16 protein-coding genes, 1 pseudogene and 1 other annotated feature are annotated in these 14,252 nt (G+C 37.3%); of the genes and pseudogenes, 5 read left to right on the top strand and 12 right to left on the bottom strand.

The features are described from left to right. Nucleotides 1–113: 113 nt before the first annotated feature. A complete protein-coding gene (locus M5V91_RS18855; protein WP_009335354.1) occupies nucleotides 114–563 on the bottom strand; it encodes an NUDIX hydrolase in 450 nt (149 codons plus the stop codon). A gap of 151 nt (nucleotides 564–714) precedes the next feature. Here M5V91_RS18855 and M5V91_RS18860 point away from each other — a divergent pair, with 151 nt between their 5' ends. Continuing rightward, nucleotides 715–924 (top strand): hypothetical protein, encoded by a 210-nt coding sequence (locus M5V91_RS18860; RefSeq protein WP_019379571.1) that lies wholly within the window; start codon nucleotides 715–717, stop codon nucleotides 922–924. Between the two features lie 48 nt (nucleotides 925–972). Here the strand turns inward: M5V91_RS18860 and M5V91_RS18865 are convergent, their stop codons facing one another. Beyond that, nucleotides 973–1,503 carry a GrpB family protein gene (locus M5V91_RS18865; RefSeq protein ID WP_009335355.1) on the bottom strand — a complete coding sequence of 177 codons (531 nt, stop codon included), beginning with the start codon at nucleotides 1,501–1,503 and terminating at the stop codon, nucleotides 973–975. A 188-nt stretch (nucleotides 1,504–1,691) separates the two neighbouring features. Continuing rightward, a pseudogene (locus tag M5V91_RS18870) lies at nucleotides 1,692–2,218 on the bottom strand (DUF6434 domain-containing protein). A gap of 174 nt (nucleotides 2,219–2,392) precedes the next feature. Here M5V91_RS18870 and M5V91_RS18875 point away from each other — a divergent pair. After that, the gene (locus M5V91_RS18875; RefSeq protein ID WP_019379573.1) at nucleotides 2,393–2,956 is read left to right on the top strand and encodes a restriction endonuclease; all 564 of its coding nucleotides are present in this window, start codon (nucleotides 2,393–2,395) and stop codon (nucleotides 2,954–2,956) included. Nucleotides 2,957–3,086: 130 nt separating this feature from the next. On the opposite strand, the gene M5V91_RS18880 is transcribed toward M5V91_RS18875, so the two are convergent. Together M5V91_RS18880 and proS are read right to left on the bottom strand one after the other, a co-directional pair. Continuing rightward, nucleotides 3,087–3,644, bottom strand: a complete 558-nt coding sequence (locus M5V91_RS18880; RefSeq protein ID WP_009335358.1) for a cysteine hydrolase family protein — start codon at nucleotides 3,642–3,644, stop codon at nucleotides 3,087–3,089. A 295-nt stretch (nucleotides 3,645–3,939) separates the two neighbouring features. Continuing rightward, nucleotides 3,940–5,379: a proline--tRNA ligase gene (gene proS / locus M5V91_RS18885; RefSeq protein ID WP_071157399.1), complete on the bottom strand. Its 1,440-nt coding sequence runs from the start codon at nucleotides 5,377–5,379 to the stop codon at nucleotides 3,940–3,942. 61 nt (nucleotides 5,380–5,440) lie between these two features. Next, nucleotides 5,441–5,657: a binding site (T-box leader), on the bottom strand. Between the two features lie 204 nt (nucleotides 5,658–5,861). Here proS and M5V91_RS18890 point away from each other — a divergent pair. Both M5V91_RS18890 and M5V91_RS18895 read left to right on the top strand, forming a co-directional pair. Next, nucleotides 5,862–6,278: a DUF1284 domain-containing protein gene (locus M5V91_RS18890; protein ID WP_251174130.1), complete on the top strand. Its 417-nt coding sequence runs from the start codon at nucleotides 5,862–5,864 to the stop codon at nucleotides 6,276–6,278. 143 nt (nucleotides 6,279–6,421) lie between these two features. Beyond that, nucleotides 6,422–6,889, top strand: coding sequence for a DUF3291 domain-containing protein (locus M5V91_RS18895; protein WP_009335361.1), 468 nt, complete (start codon nucleotides 6,422–6,424; stop codon nucleotides 6,887–6,889). Nucleotides 6,890–6,931: 42 nt separating this feature from the next. On the opposite strand, the gene M5V91_RS18900 is transcribed toward M5V91_RS18895, so the two are convergent. Next, on the bottom strand, nucleotides 6,932–7,486 hold the full coding sequence (locus tag M5V91_RS18900) for a TetR/AcrR family transcriptional regulator (protein WP_009335362.1): 555 nt from the start codon (nucleotides 7,484–7,486) through the stop codon (nucleotides 6,932–6,934). A 172-nt stretch (nucleotides 7,487–7,658) separates the two neighbouring features. Here M5V91_RS18900 and M5V91_RS18905 point away from each other — a divergent pair, with 172 nt between their 5' ends. After that, a complete protein-coding gene (locus M5V91_RS18905; protein ID WP_251174131.1) occupies nucleotides 7,659–9,119 on the top strand; it encodes a DHA2 family efflux MFS transporter permease subunit in 1,461 nt (486 codons plus the stop codon). Between the two features lie 87 nt (nucleotides 9,120–9,206). Here the strand turns inward: M5V91_RS18905 and M5V91_RS18910 are convergent, their stop codons facing one another. The 6 genes from M5V91_RS18910 to M5V91_RS18935 all read right to left on the bottom strand — a co-directional run bounded on the left by M5V91_RS18910 (nucleotide 9,207) and on the right by M5V91_RS18935 (nucleotide 14,252). Next, nucleotides 9,207–9,689 carry a 2-thiouracil desulfurase family protein gene (locus tag M5V91_RS18910; protein ID WP_251157270.1) on the bottom strand — a complete coding sequence of 161 codons (483 nt, stop codon included), beginning with the start codon at nucleotides 9,687–9,689 and terminating at the stop codon, nucleotides 9,207–9,209. Between the two features lie 131 nt (nucleotides 9,690–9,820). Continuing rightward, the gene (locus tag M5V91_RS18915) at nucleotides 9,821–10,090 is read right to left on the bottom strand and encodes a hypothetical protein (protein WP_251157269.1); all 270 of its coding nucleotides are present in this window, start codon (nucleotides 10,088–10,090) and stop codon (nucleotides 9,821–9,823) included. 135 nt (nucleotides 10,091–10,225) lie between these two features. Then, entirely contained in the window at nucleotides 10,226–11,194 is a 969-nt protein-coding gene (locus M5V91_RS18920) for a DUF4822 domain-containing protein (RefSeq protein WP_009335366.1), read from the bottom strand. A 29-nt stretch (nucleotides 11,195–11,223) separates the two neighbouring features. Beyond that, the gene (locus tag M5V91_RS18925) at nucleotides 11,224–11,931 is read right to left on the bottom strand and encodes an ankyrin repeat domain-containing protein (RefSeq protein WP_340999974.1); all 708 of its coding nucleotides are present in this window, start codon (nucleotides 11,929–11,931) and stop codon (nucleotides 11,224–11,226) included. A 189-nt stretch (nucleotides 11,932–12,120) separates the two neighbouring features. After that, complete coding sequence (locus M5V91_RS18930; protein WP_009335368.1) at nucleotides 12,121–12,807, bottom strand: response regulator transcription factor; 687 nt, start codon at nucleotides 12,805–12,807, stop codon at nucleotides 12,121–12,123. Then, nucleotides 12,804–14,252, bottom strand: coding sequence for a sensor histidine kinase (locus M5V91_RS18935; protein WP_071157390.1), 1,449 nt, complete (start codon nucleotides 14,250–14,252; stop codon nucleotides 12,804–12,806). Before M5V91_RS18935 ends, M5V91_RS18930 begins: the two co-directional genes overlap by 4 nt.

The following is a 14,252-nucleotide window of genomic DNA, read 5'->3' on the forward strand; positions in this document are numbered from 1 at the left end:
CTGCCCTCCCTCCTTCTAAATTAATCTTATCATTTTCTTCATAGAAAATTATCCCAATTCCATTATTTTCTGTTTTTCAGCGAAGAAAAAGAGCTCCGGTTGGGAACTCCTTCTTAAATAGAATTAATATAATCCTCAATCACTTTACGATCTGGAGGGCTTATATTTGAGGGAATATCATGAACATGATAAAAGCGTAAATCATTAACCTCTTCGTTATCGATTGTAAGTTCTCCATCATAGTCGGTGCAGATATAGGAGGCAATGACATTATATACTTCATCACCGTGAGGATATTTATAGTAAAATTCATCTCCTGAATAGATATTAAACAACCGCAGATCATTTGCTGTTAACCCAGTTTCTTCAAGCAGCTCTCTCTTAGCCACCTCTTCCAATGTCTCTCCGGGCTCCAGAGAACCTCCCGCCAATCCCCAGCAGTTATTATCCTTCCTTAATTGTAATAACAGCCTATTATTCTTATCCAAAACGATTACACTCGCTCCAGTAATAACAAGAGGACGGCTTCCAACTATTTTTCTTAACTCCATGACATACCCCATAGTAATCTCCTAAATATAAGATTTCCCTATATAATTCGATATTTGGAAGATAAATCCTTTTGAAAGATATTAATGGGATTTTATGTTAATATGTAGATATATGTTATTTAACTAACAGACAGTTATTAAGATTAATCGAAAGGAGGATTTTATGAACACTCAAAATAAACACACCACAAAAGCAATAGGAATTTCATTGTTAATAACTATATTTGCCTTTTTCAATGTGGATATTCCTAAACCTTATACAGTAATTTATTTACTCTTCGTATCTGTTGCTTCATTCATAAGCATTTATTTAATTTCAATGATTACTGCAAAAGCATACCAAAAGTTTGTTAAGCACATTGGCTGTAATTAAAATCCTTTTAACCTAATGCCATAATTGTGAAGGAATGAGAGCATATTGCTATTCCTCTGCATTTAATTTCCTTGCTTCCCCAGACCAAACAAGTGCTTTTTTCTCCATTTCCTTCACAAATGCCTTTTTTGCTTGGCTATACTCACTTGTGTCATCAAACCTTTTTGCTAATTCTTCCTTGAATTTAGTGTACCTTGCTGCTTCAGCAGGATGGGACCGCAGATAATCTCTAAATATTAGGTGCCGTTCTATTTGGGGGTTATCAAATTGATAGAAATGCAAATGATGAGATCGGTTTTCCCCGCCTTTTCGAAATAATCGTCTTCCTGTAATTCCCCATTCGCCAGCAGCCTCATATCCTAGGTTTTTCATTTCTTCATTAAAACTGTCTATCTTTTCGATGTCCTTCACAATAAATATCATATCGATTACAGGCTTTGCCTTCATCCCCTGGACCGCAGTACTGCCAAAATGTTCACATTTTATGATGTCATCTTTAAAGATGGTTTTGAGAAACTGTGCCTCTACTTCATACATTAAAGCCCAATTATCGCTAAATTCCGTAAGCCGAATCTTCATTTGGAGACCTCCATTATAAAACTTACATTGGGTAATTCATCCACAATTAGTTGTTGCTCCAAACCCTTTCAACCACACCCATTCCTGCCCATTAAATTCCATTCTGCATCTACTCTAATTAATTGATTAACTTCAAACCTGCTTTCATATGTAAATCAGCCTCTGTATTTGTTGCTTCCTGGCAGTTTTTATAAAACATTCCAGGCTTTAATGGCCTCTTCTCGATTACTGCCTTTGTTTTTTGGGTCTGCAAAATAATCTCTGGTGAACTGATTATATTCGAATTGAGACCCTATTTGTTTTTTATAAGACGGATTCTTTTTTCTTTCTTCCTCTTCATACCAAGCATGAACCACATCACGATATGTTTTGCCTGCATTTTCTTTAAAATAATTTTGAATATAAGTCGAAAAATGAAATTTAGGGATAATTGATTTGAAGAAGGCTCTTACAGTCTGGCTGCAGCGGTGATTTTCTGTGATGACAGTATCTAAATTTAATTCTGACAAAACATCTTTAGAAGGGGACTTTTTTTCTTTGCTGGCTTGTTTATTTCTCCTGTCTGAAGAAATGCTGCTATTCTATCCGTAATCTCCATTTTAGAGCCAGCAGCACTCATTCCATTCTCTCTGCAAAAAACTCGCAGCTCTTCTTTTAACCAATAATAGCTGAGGAAATCTTTTACTTCCAAATCCTTTCTTAGTTCCGGCCTCAAGTATTCTACCTCCATTTTAAGATAATAATATTATAAAACACATGTTCGTAAATGTAAATTTTACCAATATATTTTGGCTATTCCAATCTTTTTAGATATTCCTATTCTTGCCGCCCAAATGATTTGTGATATAACAAGATTAGAAGACTTTTAGAATGAAGGATGTGTTACAGGTTGAATGAACGTCATCATCTAATACTTTGGTTTATGATCATCCTGGTGCCGATTATTGTCTTTATGAATACGAACAATTGGGAAAATGCATTTCTGACTTTTTTGGGAGAGGTGATTTTCTATCTCGTTTACGGATTGTTTTGGTTTCGCCGTGATCAGAAAAGTCAGGCGGATTCCGAAATCTGGCTGATCAGCAAACTTTCAGATGAGCAATTAGAGGATTTCTCCATCTCTCTATTATCCAAACTTGGTTATATAGTTACAAAACCGATTGATGAGAATCCGGATATAAGTTTTTTACTTGCCTCTCCATCGGGGTATCAAGTGATTGTTAAAGTCAAAAGCCATAAAAGAGAAGTCGGAATACGCCTAGTCCAAAAAACTTTAAGGCAAATGGATATTTTTGATGCTGCTGAATGCTGGGTCATCACAAATGAGCGTTTCACCCGTCAAGCAATTGAATTTGCCGAAGCAAACAATATGCGTTTATATGACAGGCAACAGTTTATAAAATGGATTCTAAAAGCGAAAAAAGGGGAAAAAATACGGGGGCAGCATTCTTGATGTTCAGGAAATTCCTGTATACCTCTACTTTCATGAATGCCTATCTTTCACAAATTAAATATCCCAATTTCACAGTAAGAAATTGGGAATCTATTGTTAATAAGGAATATCTCTATACTATAAATTCAATTCACCTATATGAATCATGTATCGGATGAAACAAGTCTTCCGCTGCATTTCTGACAACTGAAAAATGTTCCACATTGTAATGGCCGTGAAGAGTATCATTATGATGCTTGATAATTTGTTCTGCACTTAAAGCATCGCTGTCCGTTGTTGAATGTCCATCACCTACTAATGTTACATCCAATCCACTAATAGTTGCGGTTCTAACTGCACTGTCTATACAGTGCTGGGTTTTACACCCCATTATAACAACATGCTTGACCTTTTGAGATTTAAGGTGATCCAGCAGTCCTGTTCCATGGAAGGAATTCGTCGCAGCTTTATCAAAGAACTTCGTTTCCGCAGGCACATTAATTTCTTCGTGAACCTGAAATCCTTTGCCTTTCCCTTCAGCAACATCTAAATCCCTAACAAAGACAACTGGAATACTGGATTGCTTTGCCTTTTCGATCACTAAATTGATATTCCCAATAAGCCGCTCTTTATTAAAAACTTTACTTTCTTTTATATTCCCATCAATTAACTCCTGTTGGGCATCAATAATTAATAATGTTTGATTCAAATGATTTTCCCCTTTCAATACCTATAAAGTTATTTGAGATCTGTTCCCCATAGTATTTTCATGCCAATATATTGATTGTCATAATAACATTGTCCGAAAATGTTATCTAAATTTTTAGACATTTTTGATTTTAACATATTAATCAGTTCAATAAAATATGTTTAAGTTCCTTATTCGAATGCTTTACTGTGAAACCTGGACGTTCATTCAATCATCTTTAAGAAAAAAGTCCGCCTGAGTGAGGCGGACCTAAATAATTGACCCTGAAAGATCACGTAATATTTCACATTCAAGCTTAATAAGCTCGCGCAAACCAAACCGTATGCTTCGCTTCTTTACCACAATGGATGCATGTGTCCTTAGTTGCCGGCGGATTGAACGGAATGTTCCTTGTTGTGAATTTTGTTTTTTCTTTGACACTTTCTTCACAGGCGTCTTCTCCGCACCAGCCAGCCAATATCCAGCCAGGAATGGTTTCATTTAATTCGGATTCTGCTATGTGCTGTTCTAACTGGTCCATTGTATCAATATGTGTGTGTGAATTCTCCGAGCGGAACGCTTTTGCATTTTCGAATAGACGATTCTGCATGGTTTCAAGCTCTTTTTTAATGCTGTCAATAATGGCTTCAAGCGGTACCGCAACTTTGTCTCCAAGATCACGGGCCTTCATTAAACATTGATTTTGGTCTAAATCACGTGGACCGAGTTCTATGCGGACAGGTACACCTTTCAGTTCCCACTCATTAAATTTATAGCCTGGTGATTGATCAGAATCATCTAGGCGGACGCGGATTCCTTCTGCCTTTAATGCTGCAAAGATTTCATCTAACTTCTCCATAATGGCCGGGTTCTTTTTCCATGGCCCGACTGGAATCAGTACAACTTGAGTCGGTGCTATTTTTGGAGGCAGCACAAGGCCTTGCTCATCTCCATGAACCATGATGACGGAGCCAATTAACCTTGTAGACGTACCCCAGGATGTTGTATGGACAAAGGTGTGTTTATTTTCTTTATTCAAATATTTGATATCGAAAGCTTCGGCAAATTTTGTACCTAAGTAATGGGAGGTACCTGCCTGCACCGCTTTTCCATCTTTCATCATCGCTTCAATGGAAAAAGTATCAACCGCACCGGCAAAGCGTTCTGATGGTGTTTTTTGGCCATCATAAACTGGAATCGCAAGTAATCCTTCTACAACCTCTTTATAAATGGAAAGCATTTGCATTGTTTCCTTACGCGCATCTTCTTCATCCACATGAGCCGTATGGCCTTCCTGCCATAAAAATTCAGAAGTGCGGATAAATGGAAGAGTCTTCTTCTCCCACCGGAATACATTTGCCCATTGATTTATTAATACAGGCAGATCCCGATAACTCTTAATCCAATCTGAATACAAATGTCCAATCATTGTTTCAGAAGTTGGGCGCAGTGCCAGACGTTCCTCCAGTTTCTCACCTGCCGCTTCTGTTATCCATGGAAGCTCTGGCGAGAATCCTTCAATATGATCCTTTTCCTTCTGAAAGAAGGATTCTGGAATTAACATGGGGAAATATGCATTGCGATGACCGGTTTCTTTAAAACGCTTATCCATCTCTTCCTGAATATGTTCCCATATTTCATAGCCATCCGGCTTAAAGGCAATACAGCCGCGAACTGGGGTGTAATCAAATAAATCGGCTTTTTGAATCGTATCAAGATACCATTTTGAAAAGTTGTTTGGCTTTTGTTGAGACATCTTCTTTTCCTCCTTGGAAAATGAAATTTGTTTAAAAAATAAAAAAGCATAAAGAGTCCTTCAAAAGGACGTCTTTACGCTAATAGACGTGGTACCACCTTAGTTCGACTTTAATATAAAATCTAAAGTCCTCTAAACGTTTGTAACGAAACGACCCGGTTAGCTTTACTAACAATCTCCGTGGCAGGGTTCAATAAGGAGGGGTGATATAGCTTTCAGCCCAGGCTATATTTTCTGTTTCACAATCCTTATTTACTTGATCACATCATTGATTTCATATATATAAGTTAATATATCAACTTGTCACAGGCAATTCAATATTTACAGTAGTTTATTTTCCATTTTAAACAGCCTGCCCCAAAAGACTTTAAAAAAGACCCTCAGCTGATCAATTTTAAATGTTATGATAAACAAGTATGTTAACTATACATTTTTTAAGTTAACATTCAAACGTAAACGAACCATTTCAATTGGGGGATTTTATGTATAAGCTGCGAGGCCATCATCTTTTTTGCCTTCTGGGATATCGGGGAATGGGCTACTCTCAGGAATACGTGGAAAATATGACACGTTTGCACCAAGCCTTGAGAGACAACCCCAGGACATGGATACAGCTTGTAAAAGGGCCAGATCAACTGTGTAAAAAGTATCCCAACTCAGGTGAATACCACTGTGAACACAACGATATTTATGAAAGAGATGCCGTTATTTTAGAAAAACTTGGACTTAAGATCGGGCAAATCCTGTATTGGAAGGACATTGAGTCGAACATTCAAAAATATGCCCTTCCCTCAGATATTCAAACTGTTTGCGAAACGTGTTCCTGGCGTTCATACGGCGTTTGTGAAGAAGGTATTCAAGATATTCTTGAAGGGAAGGGCTTAAGGGAAGTAAAGTGACCCTCCCCTGTTAAATACCCATTCTTAAACTTGCTTGAGAACTGTTTTAAATCTGCAACAACCATTAAATTATTATCCTGTTTATACAGGAATTAATCGAGTCCTTTCAGAATATATGTAAAAAAGGTAATGGAGGGATTAACATGGCATTTGTGGCTATTTTGACGGTTGGACGGCTGAAGCACTCAGAAGAACATCCTGCCTCCCGGGAGTTTTTTGAAGCGGGAATTGAAGTCATGCGAGAGGCTGCTAAAACAGGGCACCTCATAAAAGAATTCTCACCAACTAGAGCTAAGTTCCCTGAAGAAACGATTAAAGGAGAGGGTACCCCCATTCTCACCTTAACAGTATGGACAAACCTTCAATCTTTATATCAGTTTACCTATTCTGGCCTGCATAGGCAGGCATTGCAGGACAGGAATAAGTGGTTTGGGCCTCTTCCAGAGAGACAGCCAAATTATGTGGTGTGGTGGACGGATATGTTATCGGATGTATCCTGGAAGGAAGCTTTCAATAGATATGATTTTTATATCCAGCATGGACCTGATTCTTTTGCATTTGACTTTAGACATGCATTTGATCAATTTGGGAAACCGATCCTGCTTAAATAGCTGGGGTTAATTCTCCTGCACAGCGTTTTTCCTATCAGCACTTTACTGCGGCCTCACCTTATACATTAAATGAATTTCATTAGCCATATAATCGGAACTAAAATGAAGTCCCTTCTTTAGCCACCACATGATGATGCCTACCAATGAGGCTGTTTTAATATCTATAGAAACATATTCGCCGGGCAATTCCTTCTGTGTATTCTTTCTTCTTATTTCTACTAACTGTTTTAATAATACGAATAGTTTTTCCTCGAATTGATTCATCTTGAATAAGATCAGCAAATACTTTCTGTGGATATATAAATAATCAAGCAATTGGGTCAGCTGCTGCTTTTCTGATAGATCTTCCGATTGTATCAATGCTGCAATTTTATCAGATAGCCCGCTTAAAATTTCTCCGGTAATTTGCGTTAGAAAATCTTGAATATCCTGATAGTGCAAGTAAAATGTTGTCCGGTTTAATCCTGCTTCGGCCGCAACTTTCTGAACGGTCAGTTTTGAAATATCGGATTCCTCTGATAGCAGGGAAAAAGCTGCTGTTTTGAACATTTCCTTTGAACGGATTGTACGGGGATCTTCCTTTTTCGGCGCAGACATTCTAACCCTCCTTTATAGATTTTCATGGACTTTCTCAACAGCCCCTATTCATGCTGTCGATTAGTGAACACACACAAGAAAACTGTTCATGGTCAAGAATAGATGGTTTTGTTACTATGAATTTTATCGACAACATGTTGAGAATACAAGTTCAGAACGAAGGAGTTTATGAATGAGCAATGAAATAACAGAAAGCAATAAAAAAATATTATTAATCGTTCTGATTGCCGGCTGTTTCTTATCCACCTTGAATCAGACTTTATTAAATGTGGCATTGAGCAGTTTCATGGAGGAATTCAACGTAAAAGCAGCAACGGTCCAATGGTTATCAACCGGATTTATGCTTGTAAATGGGGTATTAGTCCCCATCACAGCATTTCTGATGCAGCGGTTTACAACAAGGCAGCTGTTCATTAGTTCAATGTTCTTTTTACTCATCGGATCTGTCATTAGCGCCTGTGCACTGAACTTTGGCATGCTGCTGGCAGGGAGGATGATTCAGGCAATCGGCGCCGGAATTATCATGCCCCTGATGATGACCGTCATTCTATATTTATACCCCGCCGAGCATCGCGGAAGTGTAATGGGGAAAATTGGCTTTGCAGTAATCTTTGCACCGGCCATTGCTCCTACCCTATCCGGTTTTATTATTGAATTTGTTTCATGGAGATGGCTGTTTATTGGGTTAATTCCCTTTTTAATCATCGTCATCGTTCTGGCTTTCAAATATTTGATGAATGTATCGGAAACATCAAAAGCGAGATTGGATCTCCCAAGTGTTATTTTGTCCACGATTGGCTTTGGATGCATTTTATTCGGATTTAGTGCCGCGGGAAGCAAAGGATGGCAAAATCCTATAGTCCTTACAACGATCATTGCAGGAATATTCTTTACAGCTCTATTCTGCTTGCGGCAGATGAAATCAAAGGAGCCTTTACTGAATTTATCTGTATTTAAGTACAAAATCTTCACTCTCACATCGCTTATCAATGTCCTAATTACGATGATTATGTATGCGGATTTAATCCTTCTGCCTATTTACCTGCAGGACGGGCGCGAGTTCACGGCTTTCGAAGCAGGATTGCTTTTATTGCCCGGAGCTATCATCAACGCGTTCTTATCTCCAGTTACTGGAAGAATGTATGATAAATACGGTGCAAAACCACTCTTTATTACAGGATTAGTATTTGTAAATATTTCCATGTGGGGAGTAATCGATTTGAACGAATCGACTACTTATATGTATTTAATGGTCCGCACCATTATTTTGAGAATAGGACTAAGCTTTATTACTATGCCTTTAAATACAGCAGGATTGAATGCTCTGCCAAGAGAGCTGGGATCTCACGGTTCAGCCGTTAACAACACCATTCGCCAATTGTCAGGTGCGATTGGAACTTCAGTTGTCATCACTTTATATACGATCCAGGCAACATCATATGCTTCGGAGTTGTCCAAAGAAAACATGACAGCAGGCAAACTGGAGAGCTTAGCTTCGATCTTTGGTTCAAGTTCTGCCTATGTCTTTATGTTAGTCCTATCCCTTGCAACACTGATTTTAGTTTTCTTTGTGCCTAAAAAATCGCCAAAAAACACCCATGATAAAGGATTGGCTCAACAAAGCCAGAGTTAATAACACGAGCATACCTAAGATTTCTTGGGTATGCTTTGCTATTTCTCGATTATAAAAAATGGGTGCTTAAGCGCAGTCTCTTGATTTTTAGTCTGTATAATTGGACCCTTCTTCCAAAAGTAAATCTGCCAGCCCCTCTTCTGATACTACGTTAATGCCATTCCTTTTAAGCAAGGCCGACGTGACTCCATCTCCAGGAATTTTGTTGCCCTTAAACTCGCCGTTATAAATCATTGAACTTCCACAGGAGGGACTATATTCTTTTAGCACGACTGCAGTAACTTGCAGCTCTTGGGCCTTTTTTAACGTGATATAGGCTCCTTCTATGTACAAATCGGTAACATCTCTGCCTGATTTTTCAATTACCTTAGCTTTGCCATCAAGAACATCTGCTCCGTCACCGTCTATTATCTCAGCAGGTTCTCTTGGTGTTGAAAAACCTCCAAGCAACTCAGGACAAACAGTAATTGCCTTCTTCTGCTCCAGCATTTGACGGATTTTTTGATTTAAGCAATGAGTGCCGTTATATCTTACTTCCAACCCTGCTAAACAAGAACTGACTAATATCATTAGTGACACCTCAATCTAATAGTTATTCTTCCACTAAGCGAAAATAAAAAAGAGTCCTTAATTGTCTAACCGGACTTTACTGCAATTATTGTTAGTAACTATACACATCGAATTGCCATAAAGGCAGGGAATTACCGGTTCTTCCTAAACAAATCTATTAAATAGTAAAGCTGTGAAATTATAAATGATAGCAGTAATACAATTATGGTTCCAAATATATAAACCGCTTCTTCTGCCGGATTGCCTCCACCCATAAATACGGATCCAAACATAAAAAAGAGTAAGACACTTACGATTGCAAATAAGAAAAAAATACTAATATACTTTGACATAGACTCCCCCATAAAATCCATTCTTTCTTTAATTTCATTCGTTTCTTCTTTAGTATTTCCTTCTTTCATTGCCTTGTTATGCTTTTTATTTGTTCTTAAACATACTATTCATTTCCAATAAGAAAAGTTTAAGTTAAAGAAAACAAAAAAGGAACGGAAAAAATCCATTCCTTCATGAAAAGATGCTGCTCTTATTTAATGTTTTTATTTAGTGAATTTCGGTTTAAAATCACCCTTATAAGGTTCATGTTCAACAAACACAGTTATATCTTTGCCATCTTTGTCTTTACCCGTTCTTTTATAAGTAAATTTATTCTTATTAAGTTCGGTAAGTTCAAGCGCTGCACCATACTTATTAGCCCCAATTGAAACATGGGCTCTTATTTTATTTTCGTTCACAATATCGAAGTAGCCAAAATCACCGCGGCTTTTCCCTGTTTCAAGATTGAAAAATTCGTATTGATTCGTTTTGTCATCAAACTTTGCCAGACTTATAAACATCGTATTATACTTTGTTACATCATTGCCGTCTTCATCTAATACCTTTGTTCCGTTCCAGAGGGTACTGCCTAAAATTTTATCTCCATCTATATCTTTAACGATATCCCCCGTAACAGCGTCCAGCTGCTTGTTGGGATCAGTAAAAGAAAGCTCATTTTCTTTATAGGGAATATGTTCAACAAATACCTCTACGTCGTTGCCTTTAGCATCTTTCCCTATTCTTTTATAAGTAAAAATATCTTTATTTAGTTTTGTCATTTCGACAACAGCTTGATAATTCATTGATTCTGAAATTAATATTCTTTTCTTCCCATCATTGGTAATAAAGAAGGTTCCCTTGTCGCCACGGCTTTCGCCTGTCTCCGCATCGAAAAATTCATATCTTCCTGATTTCACATCATATTTCGCAAGACCTATGAAGTTTGCATTCTCTTTTGTTAAGTCGTTCTTATTTTTGTCATACACTCTTGTACCTTGCCAATTTGTGCCGCTGAGAATGTTAGCCATTTCCTGTCCTTTGGTTAATTTATGATCCTTTTTAGTCTCTTTAACCACTTGTTCTTGCTTCTGCTTACTATGATTTTCCTGGGCATTTGCACCAGCGCTGCACCCCGTTGCTACTAATGTAAATCCAAGAAGTATGGATGTTATTGCTTTTGCTTTTTTGTTCATTTATATCGTCTCCTCATTCTCATTTTTGCCTATTTTGCTCCTGCTCTTAACAAAATCTGTTCAATCTCTTTAAACCCTTTCTCACGTGCATGCTGCAGAGGAGTAACATTCTTTCTATCCGGAGTATTCACATCCGCCCCGTGATCGATTAGTAATTGCACAGTTTGCTGCTGTTTTACATTTCCATTATTCAAAATAATTGCTTCTAATAAAGCTGTCCAGCCGAGATCATTTACATGACTTACATCAATATCAGTCTTGTTGAGAAGTTCCTTGATGGCATCTATATGGCCATGTTCTGCAGCAGGGATCAATGCAGTTCCACCATACCGGTTAATTATCACCGGATCCGCACCTGCTTCGATCGTAAGCTTAAGAATTTCAACGTATCCTTCTGCGCCTGCATATAAGAAAGGGTTGTTTTTCATGTTATCCTGAATATTGACGTCAGCCCCCGCTTTAATCAGGATTTTGGCGGTTTCGACATCATTATTGTAAGTTGCAATCATAGTAGCAGTTCGTCCGTCTGAGTCCTTTTTATTTAGATCAGCACCTTCCTCAATCAATCTCTTTATTGTTTCTGTTTCCCTGCGCTCTGCAGCTTGAAGCAATGGTTCACTCATATCCATATCTTCCCGTACCTCTTTTTCCTGTGTTTTTGTATCTGCATTATTATCTGAGACACAGCCTTGAAGGAGAATAACGCCTCCAATCACTATTGTTAGCCACCTCCTCATCTACTTCACCTGCCTATCTTCTTTAAATAAAATGACTCAGACTAGTTACTGCTTCTATTATGTTAGTATCAAAATGTGAACTCCCTCTAAAAAAATTCTTAAAGAAAGTTAAACTTAATCTTAAAATTTCTTCATATATAAAAAAATAGCCGTCACCTTTGTGACGGATCAAATTAAACACAGATTAATTTAAACATTGAATCGATAACCGGCTCCCCAAACGGTTTCCAGGAATTTCGGCTGTGCAGGGTCTCCTTCAATTTTCCCTCGTATTTTTCTAATATGAACGGTGACTGTTGAAACATCTGCAGCTGACTCCAGCCCCCAAATCTTTTCATAAAGCTGTTCTTTGCTCAATACTTGATTTGGATGCATTAGAAGAAATACTAATAAATCAAATTCCTTTGTTGTAAACGGAGTTTCTTCTCCGTCAATATAAACTTTACGTGCTGACTTATCAATTGTGATCCCATGTACGAAAATTGTATTTGTTTGAGTCTGTTTTCCTGCTAAACGTTCATATCGCTCTAAATGTGCTTTCACTCTGGCTACCAGTTCACTCGGACTAAAAGGCTTGGTAATATAATCGTCTGCCCCTAAGCCGAGACCCCGAATTTTATCGATATCTTCCTTTTTGGCTGACACAAACAAGATAGGAATGTTTTTAACTGCGCGTATTTGTTTACATATTTCAAACCCATTTACTCCTGGAAGCATGATGTCCAAAATAATTAAATCATAGTGTTCTTGAAGAGCCTTTTGGAGTCCTTCCTCACCAGAATGTTGAATATCGACACGAAACTTATTTATTTCTAAATAATCTCTTTGCAATTCTGCAATACTAATGTCATCTTCAATAAGCAATATTTTTTTCATATTTTTTCACCTTTCTTTAGGGAAAAGAATACACTTGTACCTTTACCCATCTCGCTTGAAGCCCAGATTTCCCCTCTATGCTCCAAAATTATTTGTTTCGCGATCGCAAGTCCTAAGCCGCTTCCGCCTGTCTCGGAACTTCTTGATTGTTCTGCACGGTAAAAACGTTCAAAAATATTTGGCAAGGCAGAAGGTTCTATCCCTTGCCCATTGTCTTCGACTTTAACAATTACATCGCCTAATCGATCATGAAGAGAAATAGAAATCTTCTTCCTGTCTTTATTCATATATTTAACACAATTACTTATTAAGTTGGCCAATACTCGTTTCAATTTCTCTCTATCCACTTTCACGAAGATTGGTTTATTCAAAAGATGAAGCTCCAAATGGATTCCTTGCTGAAGTAAATCCAAATAAAGTTCTTCTGCATAGTCTTTCATATATTTATCCAGTTCGACAGTTTCGAAATGGAATGGTTCTTTTTTCAAATCCAGCTTGGAAAATAAGAAAAGCTCATCAATTAATGAATCCATGTCTTTTGCTTTAAAGTGAACAGTCGACAAATACTTTTCCATCTTCTGAGGGGTATTGGCTACACCATCTTTTATCCCCTCAACATATCCAATAATCGATGTGATAGGTGTCTTCAAATCATGCGAAATATTGGCCAGAAGCTCTTTTCGATTTTCTTCATACCGAAGCTGGAGGTCTATCGATTCTTTTAGTTTAATTCTCATTTCCTCAAATGCTCTATTTAATTGTCCGATTTCATCATTTGAAACAGCTCCGATTTCAAAATTTAAATCTCCTGATTTTATTCTTTCAGCACCTTCTTTAAGAACTGAGATAGGTTTAATAATGCTTCGTGAGACTAAATAATTTAATATACCAATAATCATAATAAACAGAAACAGTAAAAGTCCTGATAAAATAGGAAACAATTCTCTAATGACCTCAGCATAGGAACTGGCCTTCCTTAATACGAAAACACTTCCTTCACTTTTATCCGGAAAATAAAAATCAAACTTTACATAGGTAAAAAAATAGTCGTTGAGTTTAATCGTATCTCGAGTATTGATATTTGTTTCTTCAAAACCTGGAAGGGATTTAACCAATGCCTGTTTGTCAAGAGCATGGGAAGCGTACTCAACTTTTGTGCCTTTTCTAACAACAATGTCGATATCCTCTTTCTCAATCTTTTTAAGCTCCTTTTCATTTAGGAGCTGTTTCGGATTATTTTTAGCAAAAAGCTTTAAATCGAGAAACACACTTTCTTCAACTGTTGTCAAAGGTTTTTGTATATATGTTTTTTTGTAAAGATGCTCTATAGATCTTACATCACCTGTTATGGCAAAAATAATTAAAAAACCTGCTGCCAATAATAAAGTGATCGAAAAAAGAATCACTCCAATATAAGACAGCAGAAACCTCATTTTAATGGACAT

It is taken from the genome of Cytobacillus pseudoceanisediminis (genome assembly GCF_023516215.1).
Lineage (GTDB): Bacteria > Bacillota > Bacilli > Bacillales > Cytobacillaceae > Cytobacillus > Cytobacillus pseudoceanisediminis.